The organism is Halomonas sp. HL-93, assembly GCF_900086985.1.
Taxonomy (GTDB): Bacteria; Pseudomonadota; Gammaproteobacteria; order Pseudomonadales; family Halomonadaceae; genus Vreelandella.
Window position 1 is genome coordinate 328,627 of the sequence record NZ_LT593974.1, and the last position, 19,680, is coordinate 348,306.

General features: G+C 59.2%; 16 protein-coding genes. 6 read left to right on the forward strand and 10 right to left on the reverse strand.

What is annotated here, in order from left to right:
* The first annotated feature begins 124 nt into the window (after positions 1-124).
* The gene (locus GA0071314_RS01470) at positions 125-1,051 is read left to right on the forward strand and encodes a 2-hydroxyacid dehydrogenase (protein WP_074394981.1); all 927 of its coding nucleotides are present in this window, start codon (positions 125-127) and stop codon (positions 1,049-1,051) included.
* A 72-nt stretch (positions 1,052-1,123) separates the two neighbouring features.
* Here GA0071314_RS01470 and GA0071314_RS01475 read toward each other — a convergent pair whose 3' ends face one another.
* The 9 genes from GA0071314_RS01475 to GA0071314_RS01515 form a co-directional block, all read right to left on the reverse strand.
* On the reverse strand, positions 1,124-2,584 hold the full coding sequence (locus GA0071314_RS01475; RefSeq protein WP_074398380.1) for an NAD-dependent succinate-semialdehyde dehydrogenase: 1,461 nt from the start codon (positions 2,582-2,584) through the stop codon (positions 1,124-1,126).
* A 32-nt stretch (positions 2,585-2,616) separates the two neighbouring features.
* The gene (locus GA0071314_RS01480; RefSeq protein ID WP_074394982.1) at positions 2,617-4,275 is read right to left on the reverse strand and encodes an ABC transporter ATP-binding protein; all 1,659 of its coding nucleotides are present in this window, start codon (positions 4,273-4,275) and stop codon (positions 2,617-2,619) included.
* A gap of 4 nt (positions 4,276-4,279) precedes the next feature.
* Positions 4,280-5,188, reverse strand: a complete 909-nt coding sequence (locus GA0071314_RS01485) for an ABC transporter permease (RefSeq protein ID WP_082934171.1) — start codon at positions 5,186-5,188, stop codon at positions 4,280-4,282.
* The gene (locus GA0071314_RS01490; protein WP_074394983.1) at positions 5,185-6,141 is read right to left on the reverse strand and encodes an ABC transporter permease; all 957 of its coding nucleotides are present in this window, start codon (positions 6,139-6,141) and stop codon (positions 5,185-5,187) included. Before GA0071314_RS01490 ends, GA0071314_RS01485 begins: the two co-directional genes overlap by 4 nt.
* A 102-nt stretch (positions 6,142-6,243) precedes the next feature.
* Positions 6,244-7,884, reverse strand: coding sequence for an ABC transporter substrate-binding protein (locus tag GA0071314_RS01495; protein ID WP_074394984.1), 1,641 nt, complete (start codon positions 7,882-7,884; stop codon positions 6,244-6,246).
* Positions 7,885-8,045: 161 nt separating this feature from the next.
* On the reverse strand, positions 8,046-9,320 hold the full coding sequence (locus tag GA0071314_RS01500; RefSeq protein ID WP_074394985.1) for an NAD(P)/FAD-dependent oxidoreductase: 1,275 nt from the start codon (positions 9,318-9,320) through the stop codon (positions 8,046-8,048).
* A 34-nt stretch (positions 9,321-9,354) separates the two neighbouring features.
* Complete coding sequence (locus GA0071314_RS01505; protein WP_074394986.1) at positions 9,355-10,029, reverse strand: haloacid dehalogenase type II; 675 nt, start codon at positions 10,027-10,029, stop codon at positions 9,355-9,357.
* Between the two features lie 159 nt (positions 10,030-10,188).
* The gene (locus tag GA0071314_RS01510) at positions 10,189-11,520 is read right to left on the reverse strand and encodes an NAD(P)/FAD-dependent oxidoreductase (protein ID WP_074394987.1); all 1,332 of its coding nucleotides are present in this window, start codon (positions 11,518-11,520) and stop codon (positions 10,189-10,191) included.
* A gap of 52 nt (positions 11,521-11,572) precedes the next feature.
* Positions 11,573-13,048, reverse strand: a complete 1,476-nt coding sequence (locus tag GA0071314_RS01515) for an aldehyde dehydrogenase family protein (RefSeq protein WP_074394988.1) — start codon at positions 13,046-13,048, stop codon at positions 11,573-11,575.
* A 265-nt stretch (positions 13,049-13,313) separates the two neighbouring features.
* Here GA0071314_RS01515 and GA0071314_RS01520 point away from each other — a divergent pair, with 265 nt between their 5' ends.
* The 5 genes from GA0071314_RS01520 (at position 13,314) to GA0071314_RS01540 (ending at position 18,790) form a co-directional block, all read left to right on the forward strand.
* Positions 13,314-14,183 carry a GNAT family N-acetyltransferase gene (locus GA0071314_RS01520; RefSeq protein ID WP_082934172.1) on the forward strand — a complete coding sequence of 290 codons (870 nt, stop codon included), beginning with the start codon at positions 13,314-13,316 and terminating at the stop codon, positions 14,181-14,183.
* 14 nt (positions 14,184-14,197) lie between these two features.
* Positions 14,198-15,493 carry an amidohydrolase gene (locus GA0071314_RS01525; RefSeq protein ID WP_074394990.1) on the forward strand — a complete coding sequence of 432 codons (1,296 nt, stop codon included), beginning with the start codon at positions 14,198-14,200 and terminating at the stop codon, positions 15,491-15,493.
* Positions 15,494-15,692: 199 nt separating this feature from the next.
* Positions 15,693-16,664 carry an aldehyde dehydrogenase family protein gene (locus tag GA0071314_RS01530; protein WP_231896496.1) on the forward strand — a complete coding sequence of 324 codons (972 nt, stop codon included), beginning with the start codon at positions 15,693-15,695 and terminating at the stop codon, positions 16,662-16,664.
* A gap of 31 nt (positions 16,665-16,695) precedes the next feature.
* The gene (locus tag GA0071314_RS01535) at positions 16,696-17,571 is read left to right on the forward strand and encodes an NAD(P)-dependent oxidoreductase (protein WP_074394991.1); all 876 of its coding nucleotides are present in this window, start codon (positions 16,696-16,698) and stop codon (positions 17,569-17,571) included.
* A 280-nt stretch (positions 17,572-17,851) separates the two neighbouring features.
* Positions 17,852-18,790, forward strand: coding sequence for a GGDEF domain-containing protein (locus GA0071314_RS01540; RefSeq protein ID WP_074394992.1), 939 nt, complete (start codon positions 17,852-17,854; stop codon positions 18,788-18,790).
* On the opposite strand, the gene GA0071314_RS01545 is transcribed toward GA0071314_RS01540, so the two are convergent.
* Positions 18,787-19,548 (reverse strand): SDR family NAD(P)-dependent oxidoreductase, encoded by a 762-nt coding sequence (locus tag GA0071314_RS01545; protein WP_074394993.1) that lies wholly within the window; start codon positions 19,546-19,548, stop codon positions 18,787-18,789. The two genes, GA0071314_RS01540 and GA0071314_RS01545, sit on opposite strands and share 4 nt — an antisense overlap.
* Between the last annotated feature and the right edge of the window lie 132 nt (positions 19,549-19,680).

A 19,680-nucleotide genomic window follows, 5' to 3' on the forward strand; every position in this document is an offset into this window, starting at 1 on the left:
GCGCAGTGTAATCTGCCACTTAAACGTGGATTTAGGCCCATGGCTTCGCTTCACCACTGTCAAAACGGTATCCGCTGCCTCTCAAACCACCGTAGGATGACGTTTTAGCTAAGGAGACGCTGCGATGGCACTGCTGTATAAATCTGACCCGGTGCGCGGCGCCCGGTGGAAGGAACTGTTTGCCCAACACGCGCCGGATATTGAGTTCCGCCAATGGCCCGATATCGGCGACCCTCATGAGATCCGCTATTTGTTGGCGTGGACGCCCCCGGAAAACATCATGGCGTGCCTGCCCTCCCTTGAAGTGCTGTTTGCCACCTCTGCGGGAGTCGATCAGTTTGATTTTGACGCCCTGCCTCCAGAGCTGCCGGTGGTGCGGATGCTCGACCCCGCCATTGAGCGCGGCATGATTGAGTACGCTACCTTTGCAACGCTGTGGCTGCACCGCCGCATGGGCGACTATGTGCGCCAGCAGCGCGAGGGGAAATGGCAGGCGCATATGCTTGTGCCGACTGAAAAACGACGCATCGGTATCCTCGGCTTGGGCCAGCTTGGCTGCGCCATCGCCACCCATCTGGCAGGTTACGGTTTTGACGTGCGCGGCTGGTCGCGTTCGCCAAAGCAGGTGGCGAATGTTCACTGCCACAGCGGCCAGGCAGCGCTGGATGGGTTCCTGGCTGAAAGCGATATTGTGATCTGCGTGTTACCGCTGACCGACGCTACGCGCGGTATTCTCAATAGCGACCTTTTTGCGCGTATGCCCGAAGGCGCGGCCTTGATCAACATTGGCCGGGGCGAGCACCTGGTTGATCACGACCTGACGCAAGCCCTCGACGACGGGCATCTGAGCGCGGCGGTATTAGATGTGTTAAGCGAAGAGCCGCCCGCCGATGACCACCCCTTCTGGCAAGACGAGCGGATTTTGCTGACCCCCCACGTAGCCGCGATGACGCAGCCGGATAGCGCTTTCCCGATCCTGCTGGACAACCTGCGTCGTTATCAACGCGGTGAGCCAATGATTGGCCGTGTCGACCTGCAGCGTGGTTACTAGCATAGCGTTTCCCCACTCGCTCGCTGTGTATCGGCGAGCGAGTGGGGTATGTTGGCGTTCGTTAAGTACGTGTTAGTTCAGTCCGCCCATATGAAACGCTTTCTCTTCCAGGTACTCATCCAGCCCCTGGCGGGCACCTTCACGGCCCAGGCCTGACTGTTTCATGCCACCAAACGGCGCGACTTCCATTGAAATAGAACCAGTGTTAAGGCCGACCATGCCGAATTCCAGCGCTTCACCGACCCGCCAGGCCCGGCGCACGCTCTCGGTGAAGAAGTAGGCGGCGAGCCCAAAGGGCGTCGCGTTGGCAATACGAATAGCCTCTTCTTCGTGCTCAAACTGCATAATGGGGGCGACGGGGCCAAAGGTCTCTTCCTGGGTGACCAGCATGGCTTCGGTGACTTTGGTGAGCAGTACCGGCGCCACAAAGCGATCCTGACCACTGGGCACCTCACCGACCACCCGTTCAGCACCGTGGGACAAAGCGTCATCGAGATGGCGGGCGACTTTGCTCACCGCCTGATCATTGATCAGTGGGCCAATAGTGGTGCCTTCCTGCATGCCGTCGCCACAGCGCAACGCCTCGATTTCGGTTGCCAGGCGGGCGACAAAGCGGTCATGAATGCCGGATTGAACCAGGATGCGGTTGGCGCAAACACAGGTCTGGCCCGCGTTGCGGAACTTGCTCGCCATGGCACCGGCCACCGCCAGTTCCAGGTCGGCATCGTCAAACACGATCAGCGGGGCATTGCCGCCCAACTCCAGGCTGAGGCGCTTGATATCGTCGGCACTCTGGCGCATCAGCAGGCTACCCACCCGGGTCGAGCCGGTGAAGGAGAGCTTGCGCACGGTGGGATTGGAAGTCAGTTCGCCGCCAATGCCTTCGGGCAACCCGGTGACAATATTCACCACGCCTGGGGGAAAACCAGCACGCTCCGCGAGCACTGCCAAGGCCAATGCTGAAAGCGGCGTCAGCTCCGACGGTTTGATCACAATCGGGCAGCCGGCCGCTAACGCGGGCGCGCACTTGCGGGTAATCATGGCGATGGGGAAGTTCCAGGGGGTAATCGCACCGCACACGCCCACCGGCTGTTTGAGGACCACAATGCGGCGATCCGCGCTGGGCGAGGGGATGGTCTCGCCATAGGCGCGGCGTGCCTCTTCCGCAAACCATTTGATAAAACTTGCGCCGTACTTAACCTCCCCTTGTGATTCGGCCAGCGGCTTGCCCTGTTCCAGGGTCATCAATACCGCCAAGTCCTCACTGTTTTCCAGTATCAGCGCATGCCAGCGCTCCAGCAGTGCTGCGCGCGCTGCCGCTGTTTGCGCACGCCAGTCGGGCCAGGCCGCTTCGGCGGTCTCTATCGCACGGCGGGTTTCGCTGGCACCCATGCTGGGTACGCTAGCCAGTGCTTCGCCGCTGGCGGGGTTGGTGACGGTCAGCGTGGCCGCATCGTCGGCGTCGCACCATTGTGCGTTGATAAAGGCCTGCTCGCGGAGCAGTTGAGAGTCGCTGAGGGGCAAAGACGGCATGCTTTTCTCCTGGTCATCAATAGGGTTAGTGGTTAAACGGGCGCGGTTGACGGCTGCGTATGGGTCGACCATTGGCACCCTTCCAGCCAGCCCGGCTGTAGCTCTGGCACCGAGCCAATCAGCTTGCGGGTGTAGGCGTGCTGTGGCTGGTTGAGCACCGTGCTGCAGGGGCCGAACTCCACACACTCCCCCTGGTAAAGCACCATGACGTCGTCGCACAGCGAGCGTACCGTCGAGATATCGTGGCTAATAAACAGGTAGGCAACGCCAAGCTCACGGCGCAGTTCAGCCAGCAGCTCGAGAATGGCGGCGCCTACCACGGTATCTAACGCCGAGGTCACTTCATCGCAGAGAATCAGGTCGGGTTCTGCGGCTAGCGCCCGGGCGAGATTGACGCGCTGCTTCTGGCCGCCTGACAACTCACTGGGCTTGCGGTCGAGCAGGGAGGGCGACAGTTTGACCAAGTCCATCAGTTCCTCGACCCGACGCTGTCGGGCATCGCGGCTCATCTGAAAATAAGTTTCCAGTGGCCGGTTGAGCAGCCGCCTCACCGAGTGGGCGGGGTTGAGCGCATTGTCGGCGCTCTGGAAGACGATCTGGATACGCCGAAACTGGTCGGGGGTGCGTCCGCGCAGCGTCGGCGGTAGCTCACGGCAATTGAACTGAACTTCACCCCGTGACGGCGCCACCAGGCCAGCAACTGCCCTGGCAAGCGTCGATTTGCCCGACCCGGATTCACCAATCACGCCTAGCGCCTGGCCGCGATCGATGCGCAGTTGGATATGATCCAGCACGACATTTTTCGGGAGCCCACTGCGATCACAGCGCCCGTAGCCCACTTGAAGATCATCAATGCGCAACAGTTCGTCGCCGCCGGACGGCAGGCTGGGGGGCATGTGGGCCTCGGGACGCGCCGCCGCCAATAAGCTGCGCGTGTAGGCATGGCCCGGATTGTCCAGGATTTGCCCAATGGGCCCTTGCTCCTGCTCCTCCCCGGCCTGTAGCACCAGCACGTGATCGGCAATCTGCGCCACCACGGCGAGGTCATGAGAGACATACAGCGCCGTGGTACCCCGCTCGCGCATCACGCGCTTGAAGGCCCGCAGCACATCCACCTGGGTGGTCACATCCAGTGCGGTGGTTGGCTCGTCCAGAATTACCAGCGCGGGGTCGGTGATCAGGGCCATGGCGGCCATAAGCCGCTGTAGCTGGCCCCCGGAAACCTGATGAGGGTAACGGATGCCGATATTTTCCGGGTCGGGCAGGGCCAGCTCGCCAAACAGCTGAATGGCTTTCTGCTGCGCTTGTTGACGATCCATCACGCCGTGAATGAGCGCGCCTTCGATGACCTGGTCCATCAGGCGGCGCGAGGGGTTGAAGGCGGCCGCGGCGCTTTGGGCAATGTAGGTCACCCGGTGGCCGCGCAGCGCGCGGGTCTCCACGGCCGAGAGCGACAGGATATCGGTCTCGCCCAGCTGCACGCTGCCGCCGGCGATCCGGCAGCCGCGCCGGGCATAGCCCATCATGGCCAGGGCAATGGTGGTCTTGCCCGAACCGGACTCACCGATTAGCGACATCACTTCGCCTGGCTTGAGCGTGAAATTGATCTGGCTGACGATCGTGCGCTCATCCTCACCAGGCGGGGTCGCACAGATATCAAGATCGCGTACGATCAGCGATTCACCTTGCATGGCGTCACTCCTTCTGGTTTTCGCGGCTGTTCGAGAGGCTGTCGATCAACAGGTTGGCGCCGACGGTTAATGAGCCAATCGCGAGGGCTGGGGCAATCACGGCCAATGCGCCTTCGCTAAGCCCACCGATGTTTTCACGCACCAGGGAGCCCAGGTCGGCGACGGGAGGCTGGACACCCAGCCCCAAGAAGCTCATGCCGCTGAGCAGCAGTACGATGAACACAAAGCGCATGCCCATATCGGTGAGCACGGGCTGGATCATGTTGGGAAAAATTTCCACGGCGGCGATGTACAGCCGTCCCTCTCCCCGGGTACGGGCGACTTGAACGTACTCCAGGGTGGAGAGGTTCTTGGCCAGGCTATGGGCAATACGAAACGAGCCCGGCGCGTAGCTGAGCACTGCCGCCAAAATCAGCAGTGGGATAGAGGTGCCAAAGGCGGAGACCATCACCAGGGCCATCATTTTGCTGGGGATCGAGATCAGCGTATCGAATATCCGCCGAACGCTCTCCTCGAGCCAGCGGGGCAGGAGCACCGTCAACATGCCAAAGCCCGCGCCAACCAGAGTTGACAGTAACGCGGCCACCAGCGCCAGCCCCACGGTATAGCGTGCCCCGGTGAGCATGCGGCTGAGCATATCGCGGCCCATGTAGTCGGTGCCCAGCAGGTGGGCCGTGGTCGCGCCGCCATAAATCTCATCAGAGACAAAGGCGCCCATGGGATACGGTGCCAACAGTGGCCCAAACAGAGCGACGAGCAGCCAGAAGCTGAATAGGCTGAGACCAATCCAGCGGGTGAGCTGCCACCCTGAACGATTGCGCTGTTTGGGTACCGCTATCGGCAGGCGGCTTCTTGGCGAGACATAGGGATGACGGTTGCCCTTGGCAGCGGGCATTGTCTTGGTATCGTTCATCGGTTTCGCAGCCTCGGGTTGGAGAGAATCGCGCACAGGTCAGCCAACATGACCAGCAGCAGATAAGTGCCGCAAAAGATCATGGCGCAGGCCTGTACCAGGGCGAGATCGCGATTGGAAACCGCATCGACCATCAAACTGGCGATGCCTGGATAGTTGAAGATGGTTTCGACGATGATCACCCCGCCCAGTAGGTAGGAGAGGCTAAGTGCCACCGCATTGGCAATCGGGCCAACGGCATTAGGCAACGCATGGCGGAGTACACGCCGCATGGGTGGAACGCCCTTGAGCCGCGCCATCTCCACATAAGCGCTGTCGAGCTGATCGATCAAGGCCGCCCGTGTCATACGTGCCATTTGAGCAATCAACACGCTGCACAGGGTGAGCACCGGCATGGCGTAAACTTTCATGAAGGCGCCCAAACTGTCGACGGTAGACGTGTAGGAGAGCGCCGGTAGCCAGCCGAGCTGCACGGCGAAAATCAGCACCGCCAGGGTGGCGACCAGAAACTCGGGCACCGCCACCATCGACAAGGTGATCAGGTTCAGGGTGCGGTCGAGCACGCCACCCCGGCGCATGGCAGCGGTAATGCCCATAATGATCGCCACGGGGACGGAAATTACGGTGGTAATGGCGGCTAACAACAGCGAATTGGGGAGCCGGTCACTGATCAGTTTAATGACCTCTGTATCATTACTGGCAGAGCGCCCCAGGTCCCCGGTGACAAAGCCACTCAGCCATTGCCAGTAACGCAGCAAGGGCGGTTGATTGAGACCTAATTGGGCGCGCAGCGCCTCCACCTGTTCCGGCGTGGCAAACTGCCCCAGTATCTGTTGGGCGGTATCCCCTGGCAGCAGCGAGGTGATTGCAAAGATCACCAGCGATACCATCAGCAGGGTAATAAGACTGGAGGCCAGGCGACCTAGCACCAGTCCAAAGAGAGAGTCGCGCATCGTTCTTCTCCGGCGCAAGAGCCATGTTCGTCATCACCAAGCGTCGTTAGGCGCTTTTGTGATGATGCCCATGGCTCGTGATGACAGTAGGGAGAGCAGGGATCAGCCTTTCCACCAGATATGTTCGGCGAACATATAGCCCATAAAACTGCCCAGGGGCACGGTGCGGTCCATGCCACCAATGCGTGCATCAAAGCTTTCGACATTGCTCAGGAAGACGGGAATGCCGATGCCGCCCTCTTCATGGATCATGGTCTGCATGTCGGCGTACATCTGCTTACGGGTGCCCTCATCGGGTTCACCTCGTGAGGCAATCAATAGCTGATCGAACTGCTCGTTCTGCCAACCGGCTTCGTTCCAGGAAGCACTCGAGAGGAAAAACTGGGAGAGCAAAATATTCGCCGTTGGGCGCGGGTTGATATTGCCGAACCCCAGCGGATGCTTCATCCAGTGATTGGACCAGTAGCCGTCGGAGGGAACCCGTTTGATATCAAGGTTGAGCCCTGCCTGAGAGGCGGATTGCTGAAGCAGCACCGCCATATCTTCCGACGAGGAAGCTGCAGGCGACGCCACCAGTGGCACGGTTGCGCCAGACAGTCCTGCCTTGGCAAGCAAGGAGGAGGCGCGATCCGGGTCGTACTCACGCTGGGGCAGCCCATCGAAGTAATAAGGAGAGCTCGAGATAATCGGCTGGTCGTTGGCGATCTCGCCATAACCGCGCAGGGCGACGCGCTTGATCTGCTCGCGATCGAAGAGATACTTCATCGCCTCGCGGAATTCCGGGCGACTGGTGGGCTCTTTGTCGAAGCGCATCACCAGGTCGGTGTAGTTACCGGCGTTCGTCGCTTTCACCTGGTAACCGTCCTTGGTCTTCATGCGCTCTGCAGAGGTACCGCTCACCTCATTGATCATATGCACATCGCCCGAGAGCAGCGCATTGACCCTTGAGGATTCGTCGCTGATCCCCACCATCTCGATGGCATCCAGATAGGGATAGCCATCGCGCCAGTAGTTCTCATTGCGAACGCCTATTGAACGAACGCCGGGGGTAAACTCCTGGCACTTAAAGGCGCCGGTACCCACACCTTTAGAGAAGTCGGTCGTGCCGTCTGCCACAATCACCAGGTGCGAAACGGCCAGGATGGAGGGCAATTCGATATTGGGAGAGGAAAGATTGAATTCGACGCGGTGATCATCCAGGGCCTTGATACTTTCGATTTGCTCGACCATGGAGGCAACTTTGGAACCTGTTTCGGGATCCTTATGTCGCATAATCGAAAAAATCACATCCTGGGGCGTCAGTGGTTTGCCATCGTGGAAGGTGACGCCACGACGCAGGGTAAATATCCAGTGGCTGCCGTTGTCGGTATTTTCAAACGACTCGGCCAGGCAGGGCTGGGGTGTCAGATCCTCATCGTACTGGGTCAGGCCGTTATAAAACATGTAGGCGCGCGCATAGTCGATGGCCGTCGCCCCCAAGGCAGGATCCAGCGTATCTTTCGTGGACGCCGAGTGCGCCGCAACCCGAATACGGCCGCCGTACTGGGGCTTCGCGCTTTCGCTATCCGCCGCCCAGGCTGAAGAGAAACCGGGAAAAGCACCAGACGCGGCGGCAAAGACGCCCGCCGCGCCAATGACCTTCATGGCGTCGCGTCGAGACAGCCCGCGCTGCATGGCGTTGTAAACCTGCATGCTTTGCTCGGGAGAAACAAACAGATCATTGGGTTTTTTATCGCGTGTCATAAGCCTTCTCCTTACTGCGATTAAATATTGTTGTGAGTCTGGCAGCGCGTGCTTGGCTGTTTTTTTAGTGGCCTTGTTCTTAATAGCCCTGTTTTTATAGTTGCTGTTTTGATCACTCTCTTGGTGAGTTTGGGAAGCAGTGTGAGTGCTGTGGTGATGGCTTAATGCAATCGATCCTGTAGTCGGTACCAACTGCCCACCAGGGGTAAAAACCACGGTTTGCCAAAATGACCGGGGATAGCTGGCCATTTGGTATCCTGCCAAGGATGGTGTTGGCGGTTGCCAAGCATCACCTCGGCTAACACATGCCCCATATGCACCGACATCTGTACCCCATGGCCGCTATAGCCCATGGCGTAGTACATGCCGTTGTGCTGTCCTGCATGGGGAAACCGGTCTTTGCTCATATCGACCAGGCCGCCCCAGCAGTAGTCGAGCCGGATCCCTTTTAGTTGGGGAAAGGCCTCTTCCAGGCCGCGGCGCAGTATCTCGCCGCTCTTGGCATCCGATTGGCTGCCGGACATGGCAAAGCGTGCCCGCCCGCCAAACAGCAGCCGATTATCGGCAGTCAGCCGGAAGTAGTGACCGACAATGCGGCTGGTGACATAAGAGCGCCGCTGGGGTAGTAGCTGGGCACACTGGGCGGCTGAAAGCGGTTCGGTGACGACGATGAAGCTACCCACCGGCACCAAGCGGCGGCGAAACCAACTAAGTGGGCCTGTCTGCGAAGCGCCGGTGGCCAGCAGCACGTTTTCGGCACGAATATCGCCCTTGGGTGTGCCTAGTCGGTACGCTGATTTCTCGAGGGTGACGCGGGTCATCGGCGTACGTTCAAAAATATGCGCGCCATGCCTGGCTGCCGCGTCGGCTAAGCCGACGCCGAAGCGCCCCATATGCATCTGGCCGCCGTTACGCTGCAGCAGCCCGCCATGGTAGAGCTTTGAATCCACCTCCTCTCGAACGGCGGCGGCGGAGAGCATCTCCACGTCGCTATCCACGTCACGGCGAATGGCGTCGCAGGTGCGCGCGAGCTTGTCGTAGTGCTCCGGTTTAGCCGCCAGTTTCAGTTTGCCGTGGCGCAGGTAGTCGCAGTCGATCGCCTCTTCGCCAATCACACGCTCGACGCTGGAGACCGCCTCGGCGTAGGTGGTGTAGTGGGCAATCGCCTGCTCACGGCCAAGCTGCTCGACCAGGCTGGCGTAGTCCTGGGCCACGCCGGTGTTGCACTGGCCGCCGTTGCGCCCCGAGGCTTCACCAATGATTTGGCCCGCCTCCAGGAGCGCCACGCGGGCCCCACCCCGGGCCAGCGTGCGGGCAGCCGACAGCCCGGTAAAGCCACCGCCCACCACCGCCACGTCGTAGTGCTCTTGGGTGAGTGCCTGCTGGCCCCCGGTAAAGGGCGGCGCTGTGGACAGCCAATAGGAGTTGAGTTGCATGGGCGGCTCCTGCGCGGTGGGAGAAACAGTCAGCTTAGAGGCCGACTAACGCGGGCAAATCGCGGATATCGTTAATCTTGGTCGCCCCGTAGCCGTCGCAATAGGGCTCGTGGTTGCGCGCCACAAACGCCTTGTTCTTGATGCCCATCAGGTGAGCTGAAATAAGGTCATAGCGGAAGCTCGATGAAACGTGCAGCAGCTCTTCGGGGTGGCAGTCCAGGCTGTCGATCATGGCTTCGAAGGCGGCTAAGCGTGGCTTGTAAACTTTGAAGGTATCGGCGGTGAAGACCTTGTGAAAGGGCACCTCGAGCTTCTGCACGTTCGACATGATTTGGCTGTCATCGGCGTTGGAGTAAATCACCAGGGGGATTTTGTCGGCAATTTTCGAAAGCCCCTCAATCACGTCCGGGTGTGGGCCCCAGGTAGGGACGGCGTTGTAATAGAGCATGCCTTCGTTGTCGCGGTATTCGATGCCCCAACGTTTGCAGGTGCGTTCCAGCGCCGCACAGAGGGTTTCTGCGTAGGATTTCCACTCGCCAAGGACTTCGTCGAAACGGTAGGCGCCAAAGTCTTTCACGAAGCGCTCCATGCGGTCGGCATCGGGGATGCGATCGGCAAAAATTTCGCGCGTCATACGCCCCATCTGGAAGTTGGTGAGTGTGCCGTAACAATCAAAGGTGATGTATTTAGGACGCATAATCTCGCTCATTTTGTTTGATCCTCGTTTGTCGTGATTGGAGAGTCTTTGGTGCAGCCACTCATTTCATTACAGCATTCTTGAGCAGGCGCCAGACGCTGAAAGTACGCGCCCGGCTAACACAAACCGTCTTTTTTTGGGATGGATGCAGCATAGAATGCGGCAGGCCGCTCACATCATTTCAGGCTGGCGGATACGGCTGCCATCGGAGAAGCGGTTGATGTGGTAAGGGGTGGGGTCGACCACGGGAGTGGCATTGGTCGCCAAATCCGCCGCCAGTTTTCCCGCACCAGGGCCAATGCCGAAGCCGTGGCCGCTACAGCCAGCGGCGACGATAAAGCCAGGGATGCTCTCAACCGGGGAGATGATGGGTATCATATCCGGGGTGGTATCGATCATCCCGGCCCAGGCGCGGGCAATATGGATACCTTTCAGTTCGGGGTACTCTGCCTTCAGTTCTGCCAGGGCGGCACGTGCCTGGGGAAGATCCGGGGTGGGGTCAAGCACGCGCTGGCGCTCAAATGGCGATACCTGATCAAACTGCCAACTGCCTGCCGCTTCAGGCCCGTTGAAGAAAGACGCGCCAATGCGTATCTGCAGCTTCTTGGCTAATTTGCTGCGGTAGGCGGCGTAGAATTTGCTTGCGTAACGTAGCCCCTGGGGGCTGATTTCCACCCGGCCAAGCCCTGGTAGCGCCAAGGTGTAGCTGCCATCCAGGCGGCGGCGCAGCGCGACCTTGGGGGTGATCAAGCAGCCCGGAGTGACCTCTGGCGCGGCGGTGGTTTGCAGCGCGGTGCCCATGATATTGGCCGAGGGTAGCTCAACGCCGTGGCGACGGCAGAAGCGAGAACTCCAGGCCCCTCCTGCGCAGATGACCGTCGAGGCTTTGATCAATCCATGCTCCGTCCAAACGCCGCTCACCCGCCCGTCATGCAGGTCCAGGCCGCGCACCGCACAGTTTTGGTGAAGGTAGGCGCCGTGTTCACGGGCCCCATTCGCGATGGCCGAGCACGCCATTGAGGGTTCGGCCTGGGCATCGCTGGGCGACCATACGCCACCAATACAGGTTGAGGTGGTGCCGGGGGCGCGCTTGCGGGCTTCTTCGCCACTCAACATATGGCTGATAAAGCCGCGTTCCTGGGCCTGTTGCCCCCAGGCTTCCCACTTGGCAAGGGTCGCTTGGCTATCCGTGGTGTAAACGATACCGTTGCGCCGAAACCCCACGTCGCGGCCGATCTCTTGGGAGAACGCCTCCCAGCGATCGAGGCTATACATGGCCAGCGGCAGTTCGAACATGTCGCGATTCTGCTGGCGCACCCAGCCCCAGTTGCGGCTTGACTGCTCAGCGCCGATAAGCCCCTTCTCCAGCAGCGCCACCGAGACCCCTTGGCTAGCCAACTCATAGGCGGCGGTCGTCCCCACGATGCCGCCACCGATTACCACCACATCCACCTGCTCGGGAAGGGCCGGGCTGTCGTGTACGGCGTCCACGTTGATAAACATGCTTGCTACCTCTACTTGGTAGATAAAATCACTATCCAATACGCTGGATTACTCACTGGTCGAGATCGATCAGCACGCTTTTATGCTGCAGGCAGGCGTCAAAGGCCGCGCGGCCCAGGTCGCGGCCCACCCCTGAACGTTTGTAGCCGCCAGTGGGCAGAATGTAATCGTTACTGCGACCGTAGCGGTTAACCCATACCGTGCCCGCCGAGAGGCTTCTTACCGTGCGCAGCGCACGCCCCAGGTCAGCGGTATGAATGCCCGCCGCCAGGCCGTAGACATCGTGTTCGGCCAGCGCTAAGGCCTCTTCTTCACCCTCGAAGGTTTGGATAGTTAACACCGGGCCGAAGATTTCTTCCTCCACGGCGGGATTGTGGCGGTCATTCGTATGCAGCAGGGTGGGCTTGTAGAAGTGGCCGCCATCATTGCGTTCAAAGCGCTCTCCACCACTCAGCAGCTCAGCGCCCGCCTCGCGGGAGCGCGCCACGATGGATTCAATGCGCTCCAATTGGATAGCGGAAATAATCGGCGAAAACCAACCGCCAGCCTGCCAGGTGTGGCCAGGGGTAAGGGTTTTGAACAGACCGCTAAGCCGCTCAACCATGGGCTCAAGCAACTCCCGTTGGATCAATAGCCGCGAGCCTGCAACGCACACTTGCCCGGCGTTGCCGGTAATCGCGGCGGCCAGGGTTTTGGCGGTGCGATCAATATCCGGGATATCGGCAAACACCAGTTGCGGGCTCTTGCCACCCAGCTCCAGAGTGACCGGCTTGGGCCCGGTTTCGGCACAGGCGCCCATGATGGTGCGCCCGGTCACCGTTGAGCCGGTGAAGGTGACCTTGGCCACAGAGGGGTGACGACAGAGCGCGTCGCCAGTTAACGGCCCGTTGCCCTGGATAACGTTGAGCACCCCTGGTGGCATGCCCGCCTCAATGGCTAGCTCGGCCAGCCGCACGGCGGTGAAAGGCGTCATCTCGGAGGGTTTGAGCACCACCGTGTTGCCTGCGGCCAGCGCGGGGGCGACTTTCCAGCAGGTCATGCTGAGGGGAAAGTTCCAGGGCGCGATCGCGCCAACGACGCCCAACGGCTCGGCAATCTGCATACCCAGGTGGTCGTGGGCGGTCGCCGCGACCTCGCCGCCGTGCTTGTCGGCGAATTCCGCAAAGAAGCGAATACCCTCGGCGGTGTAGGGCACATCCCAGGCCCGGGTCTGATCGATCGGCCGGGTGGAACCAAGTGATTCCAGCGGGGCGAGATAGTCAATATCGGCTTCAATCAGCTCTGCCCAGCGGCGCATAACCCGTGCCCGCTCCCGCGGCGCGCAGCGTGACCAGTCACCGCGCATAAACGCCTGTTGGGCGCTGGCGACGGCATCATCGACGCGACTGGCATCGGCCAGGGGCAGCTCGGCATAGACGGCCCCGTCGGAGGGACGGGATACACTGAGCGCGCTTGGGTCAGTTACGCGCTGACCCTGAATAAAGTGCGCACAGGGCAAGGCAATGCGGGCAGGATCGAAACTTGGCATGTTAGTCCTTGATTAGAGATATTTAATAATAAGGAATGGTGACGGCATCCAATGGGTGTCTTGCTTGCCTACCATCCTAGGTCGGATGCCCCAGCATGGGGTGCTGAGTACAGGGGGCTTGGGCGCAGGTGATGCGCTCCCCTATAGCCGCGACGGTTAAATCTGCTGAATTGCGCCAAGTGCCCGTTTACGGCGTGGCATCGCGCCGCCCTGAGTGCCAAAGTAGCAGCAAACCAAACAACCCCAGCGCAAGGAAAATCGTGCGATGACTCACTCCCCTTCGACGACTGCTTCAGCTAGTGCTCCCGCCCGCTTTGAGCGTGAGGGCTTAACGTGGCGACCCATGACCGTTAACGATCTTGAGGCGGCGCATCGCCTGTCCCATAAACTTGGCTGGCCCCACCGCGTCGACGATTGGCGCCAGATGCTTGAGGTGGGAGAAGGCGTTGTCCTGGAAAGCGTCGGCGGTGAACTGGTGGGCACTGGGCTCTGCTTCAATCAAGGGGCCGTGGCCACCCTGGGGCTGGTGGTGATTAGCGACGATTGGCAGGGCCTCGGGCTCGGGCGCGAGATGATGGTACGGCTGATGGCGCTGGCGGGCCCACGAACGCTGCTATTAGTGGCCACGAAAGCGGGCCAGCCCCTGTACCAAAAACTGGGCTTTGAACCGTGCAATCGCATCTGCCAATACCAAGGAGTGGTCACCGGCGCACCGCCTGCGCCGCGTGAGCCGGGTTTACGTCCGATGGAGGCAATCGATCAGGCGATACTGATCGCGCTCTCACCCGACAGCCCGGCTCATGCGGTGGCCGTTCAATCGGCTAATAGAGGGGTGGTGATTGAAAAGGCAGGTGTCATTGAAGGGTTTGCGCTAAAGCGTACCTATGGGCGCGGCGAGCATATTGGCCCCATTCTGGCGCGCAGTGCCGAACAGGCGCAGGCGCTGGTGTTGGCGCTGCTGACGGATGCTGAGGGTGATTTTATACGCATTGATTTAGTCGATCCCAACGACGATAGCTGGCTGACGGCGTTAGGACTCACCTGTGTCGATCAAATCACCCGCATGCGCTGTGGCGAGGCTGTCGAGGAGGGGCCGTTAACGCGCTTTGGCATGCTGACTCAGGCGCTGGGCTAACTCGGAGGCAGCTTATGAACGCGAATATCATGGATGCCGCGAATGCCCTCGCTCCTCAGCTCTCTGCCCTGCGGCGTGACTTTCACCGCTATCCCGAGCAGGGGTGGATGGAGTTCCGCACCGCCAGCCTTGTGGCTGAACGGCTTAGCCAGTTGGGGTTCAGCGTTCAACTGGGAAAAGCAGTGGTGAGTGAGTGCACGCGCATGGGCGTGCCAGATGCTCAAACGCTGGACGAAGCCTTGGCACGTGCACGTACTCAGGGTGCCGTTGAGCGCTGGCTGCCTGCCCTGGAAGGGGGCTTTACCGGCGTTGTGGGTACGCTGGATACGCAGCGCCTGGGGCCAACCCAGGCGTTCCGTTTCGACCTTGATGCCCTGCCAATCGTTGAGTCCAGCGAGGGTGATCACCGTCCTTACCAAGCGGGCTTCCACTCGCTCAATCAAGGCTCCATGCACGCCTGCGGCCATGATGGCCATACCACCATCGGGTTGGGCATGGCGGAACTGCTGAGCCAGTTTTCCAGCCAGCTGTGCGGCAAAATAAAATTGATTTTCCAGCCAGCCGAAGAGGGCGTGCGGGGCGCCCAGTCGATGGTCGAAGCGGGTGTCGTCGATGACGTTGATAGATTGGTCGCCACGCATCTGGGCCTTGGGCACCCCAGCGGCCATGTAATTTGCGCCGCCGATGGCTTTCTGGCCACCACCAAGCTGGATGTGCGCTTTTCAGGCAAGGCGGCCCATGCCGGCGGTCAGCCAGAAGTTGGCCAGAATGCCTTGCTGGCGGCCGCCCAGGCGACCCTTGGTTTGCACGCCATCGCCCCCCATAGCCAAGGCGCTGCGCGGATTAATGTGGGTCAACTGCATGCCGGGAGTGGGCGCAATATCATTGCCGATAGCGCGCTGTTAAGGCTGGAGACCCGTGGTGCTACGGAAGACATCAACCACTATATGGAAAACCGTGCGTTTGAGGTGCTTAAAGGCGCTGCTGCCATGCAGGGCGTTGATGTCTCGATTGAGCGCGTTGGCGCTGCCAGTGCCTGCGCCGCCAGCCCTGCTTTGGTAGATAAAATTGCCGCTTGTCTTGGCGGTTACCCTGGCATCACCCAGTTAGTGAAGCACGATGTAACGGCCTCGGGCTCAGAAGATGCCACCTCACTAATGGCCAGGGTGATGGAGCACGGTGGCCAGGCGAGTTACATGATTTTTGGTGCGGATCTTGCGGCTGGCCATCACCACGCCTGCTTTGACTTTGATGAGGCAGTGATGCCACTGGCAGTCGGCGCGTTGATGCAGGTAGCGCTTACCTCATGATACGCGACGCAGAAGCGCTGATGGATATGACGCTGGTTTTGTAACTCATCAGCCATGGTGATGGCGTAAACCTATAAGGCAATACGGCTGTTTCGATTGCTATCGGGTGAGTCGCGTATCGGCGCAAGCCGGAATTTCCCCGTGCGCTTACCCGGCGCTATCTTGGCGCCTGATTACAAAACTAAGTACTGCCGCCGATTTGGAGCGTAAAACCCACATCGTGCTGGCGGCGGGCAACACCGTAGTGCTCAAGCCAGCGGAAGACGCCTGTTTGAGTGTGCTACGCTTGGCGGAGTTGGCAGTGAGCCATGGTTTGCCAGTTGGGGCCCTCAATGTAGTACCAGGGCTTGGCTCCGAGGCGGGTGCTGCGCTTGCCGCCCATCCCGACATTGATCATCTCTCCTTTACCGGCTCGCCTGAGACTGGCACGCATGTCGCCCAGGCGGCTGCGCAACACCATGTCCCGGTTACCCTGGAGCTAGGCGGTAAATCGCCCCAATTAGTGTTTGCCGATGCAGACCTTGACGCAGCGCTTCCAGCAGTAGTGCGCGGCATTATTCAAAATGCCGGGCAGACCTGTTCGGCAGGCAGTCGCTTACTGGTTCAGCGTGAAATTGCCGATAGTGTGGTAGCAAATCTTTGTGAGCGTTTTGCTACCTTGCGTTGTGACGCGGGTGAAGCAGATGCTGACTGTGGGCCGCTGATCAGTGCGCGCCAAAAAGCCAAATTGGAAGCACGTTTGGTGGCGGCTGAGGCGGATGGTATTCGCGTGGCGGCAAAAGGCAAGTTAGCCCCAGGCGCGCGTTCCGGAGGCCATTTCGTGCTTCCGCAACTACTGACAGACATCCCTGAGGGACACGAAGTGCTCCAAGAGGAGTTGTTTGGCCCTGTGTTGGTGGTGCAGGTATTTGAGGATGAAGCGGAAGCGTTGGCACTGGCCAACGCCACCGATTTTGGTCTATGTGCAGGCATTTGGACGCATGATGGCGGTCGCCAGCTACGCTTAGCCAAGGGTATTCGTAGTGGTCAGGTATTCATCAATAATTACGGCGCTGCCGGGGGCGTCGAGCTGCCCTTTGGGGGCGTTGGCCGTTCCGGCCATGGCCGTGAAAAAGGCTTTGAAGGACTACGAAGCTATACACGTATTAAGACCGTCGCAATCAAGCATTAACGGATGCGTCACCTAACCTAGGGAGATAACAATGAAGACAGCACGCCAAGTCGGCATCGTCGGTGTGGGTTTAATGGGCCACGGAATTGCCGCGAGTTTGCTACGCGCCGGCCATCAGGTCAGCTTTCTAGAACACCCAGGCAACCAGCCGGTAGATGACTTATTGGCCGCGGGTGCCACGGCGCTGCGTTCGGGCCGGGAAGTGGCTCAGCGCGCGGAGGTGGTGATTTTGTGTGTCACAGGGTCGCCCCAGGTAGAAGCAGTGTTGTTTGAACCCAACGGCGTACTAGAGGGATTAACGTCCGGCAGCGTGGTGGTGGACTGCTCCACCGCCTTACCTAGTTCCACTGAAAAAGTCGCTGCCCGAGTTGCTGGCGCGGGCGGGCGCTTTATGGATGCCGCCATGACACGCACCCCAAAAGAAGCCGCAGAAGGTCGACTCAACTTGATTGTGGGTGCGCCGCAAGCGCTGTTTGATGAAACGCTACCGCTGTTGCAAGGCTTTGCCGAAAACATTGCCCATGCGGGCGAAGTAGGCGCAGGGCATACGCTCAAACTGCTGCATAACTTCGTTTCACTGGGTTTTTCCGCCGTACTGGCCGAGGCCACCGCTGCTTCTCGCAAAGCGGGCATCAGCGATACTGCCCTGTTAGAAGTGCTGGGGGCAGGAGGCGGTGGTGGGGTGATACTAGAACGGCTGCGCCCCTATATCGCTGAAAATGACCCTTCTGGGTTTCGGTTTACCGTTGCCAATGCCAGTAAAGACCTCGGCTACTACCAGACCATGACCAGCGAGTTGGGTGTGGAGCAAGGCGTTGCGGGCGCAGTGCATGCCCTGTATTCCTCAATCGACGATAGCGCGCTTGCAGTGCCAGAGGTCATAGGCGTGCTTGAAAAACGTCGCTAAAAATAGCGGTTGCAGATGTAAAGCTTAGCAACTATTCCTGATGAGGCGATCAGCGCGAAAGGAGTGCAATTGGCATTTAATTGGCGCCCCATAGCCTGCGTTATGTTAATGAAGTGTAATTGGTTATATTTTTAGGTAACTGTAGCCAGTGCTAGACAGTAAGGTTTGCGCTGACATAGGCGTGTGGCGCATAGCTGAACCCGTAGTGCCGATGCCTGTCAATGTTCGCATGAACAACGGCAACGAGTGCACTTCTATTTCACAGGGACGAGTTAAAAGTATGTATCAGCACCATCCGCTACCAGGGCCACGGTCTGACGGCGAACAGCCAGATCATGCGGTAGCCATCCTGAGCGTAGAAGGACACTCGCCAGGGGTTCGCATTGTGGATGTGAATACTGACTATCAGCGCTTGTGGGGCGGCACCCGAGAAGAGTGGTTGGGGGCTGTTCCTATCGTGGTCCAGCAACAGGCAGTCAATCAGCAAATTTTTACGCAACTGCATGATGCGCTGAACCTGTTGAGCCAAGATAGCCGTAATACCTTTGAAGGGTTGGGAGGACGTGAAGTCAGTCGCCGCCATGACGGTTCTCGCATGCATATAGAGTGGCGGATTTCCGCCATGGGGGCTAACCACCATGGCCCCATGACGCTGGTGCTGACCCAGCGTGATGTAACCGAGCAAATGGAGAATGAGGCACAGCTCGAGCAGCTAGCGACTACCGATATGTTAACCGGACTTGTTAACAGAGCGCGGTTCGATGCAGTTCTGAAAAACGAGCTGAATCGACAACATCGCTACGCACGCCCCCTCTCTCTGATCATGCTAGACATCGATTTCTTCAAAGACATCAATGATAGTCACGGTCACGATGCAGGTGATCAGGTATTGGTTAACCTGGCTGTTTTACTTGAAAGCAATTTACGCCGTGCGGATTGCTGCGCTCGTTGGGGTGGAGAGGAGTTTATGCTTTTGGCACCTGAAACATCGCTTGAACAGGCTGTTCAACTCGCCAATAAAATTAGAGTGGCCATCAAAACGGCGAGCTTCCCCATTCCGGGAAGCGTTACCGCCAGCTTTGGCGTTGTCGAAGTGCATCCTCAAGAATCAGTCAAAAGCGTGATGAAGCGAGTGGATAACGCCCTTTATCTTGCCAAAGAGAAAGGGCGTGATCAGGTCTCACCCATTGAGGTGTTGACGTCCGCTAAGCAAGCCTAGGTAGGGTCGCGATCAATCGCAAACGGTGCCCAGGCTTGGCGCACAGGCATAATCTCCAAACGATTAATATTAATGTGCGCGGGAAGCGTGGCGAGGTAGTAAAGCTGCTCGGCAATATCCTCTGCTTGTAGCGGTGTGGTGCCCCGATACAGCGCGTCGGAGGCGGCTTGGTCGCCTTTCGTACGCACCAGCGTAAACTCGGTTTCGGCCATCCCAGGGGCCAGGTCGGTCACGCGTACCCCGGTGCCCTGCAGATCACAACGCAGGTTATAGCTGAACTGCTGAACAAAGGCTTTAGACGCCCCATACACATGCCCGCCTGGATACGGCCACTGCCCCGCTACCGAGCCCAAATTGAGGATGCTGGCACCTTTCCCCGTATCCAGCAGATGTGGTAACGCTGCGTGGGTCACGTTGACCAAACCGGTGATGTTGGTATCGATCATGGTGTGCCAGTCTTTGAGTGCCACCTTTTGCGATGGCTCCGGCGCTAGCGCCAATCCCGCGTTGTTAATCAAACAGGTTAACGGTAGAAAATCGCCTGGCAAATTGGCGATGGCGTCTGTGACGGCGTCGCTGTCACGCACATCCAGCGACATGGTCAGCACACTTACCTGCGGCGAGAGTTCGGTTTCTAGTTCGGCAAGCCGTTCTTCTCGGCGTCCCGTCAGAATCAACGACCAACCGGCTTTGGCAAAGCGGCGCGCAGCGGCTTTACCAAAACCCGATGTGGCGCCGGTTATCAATACGCTAGGCATGGTGCTTCTCCTTACTCATCAAATAAAAGATCAACTCAACTCTATAGTGTGTGAAGCAACGCGCTTAGAGCCAGATCATTCGATCGACTGTGACATTGGCTGTCCTAGAGACCCGATGTGGTTGGCCCTATA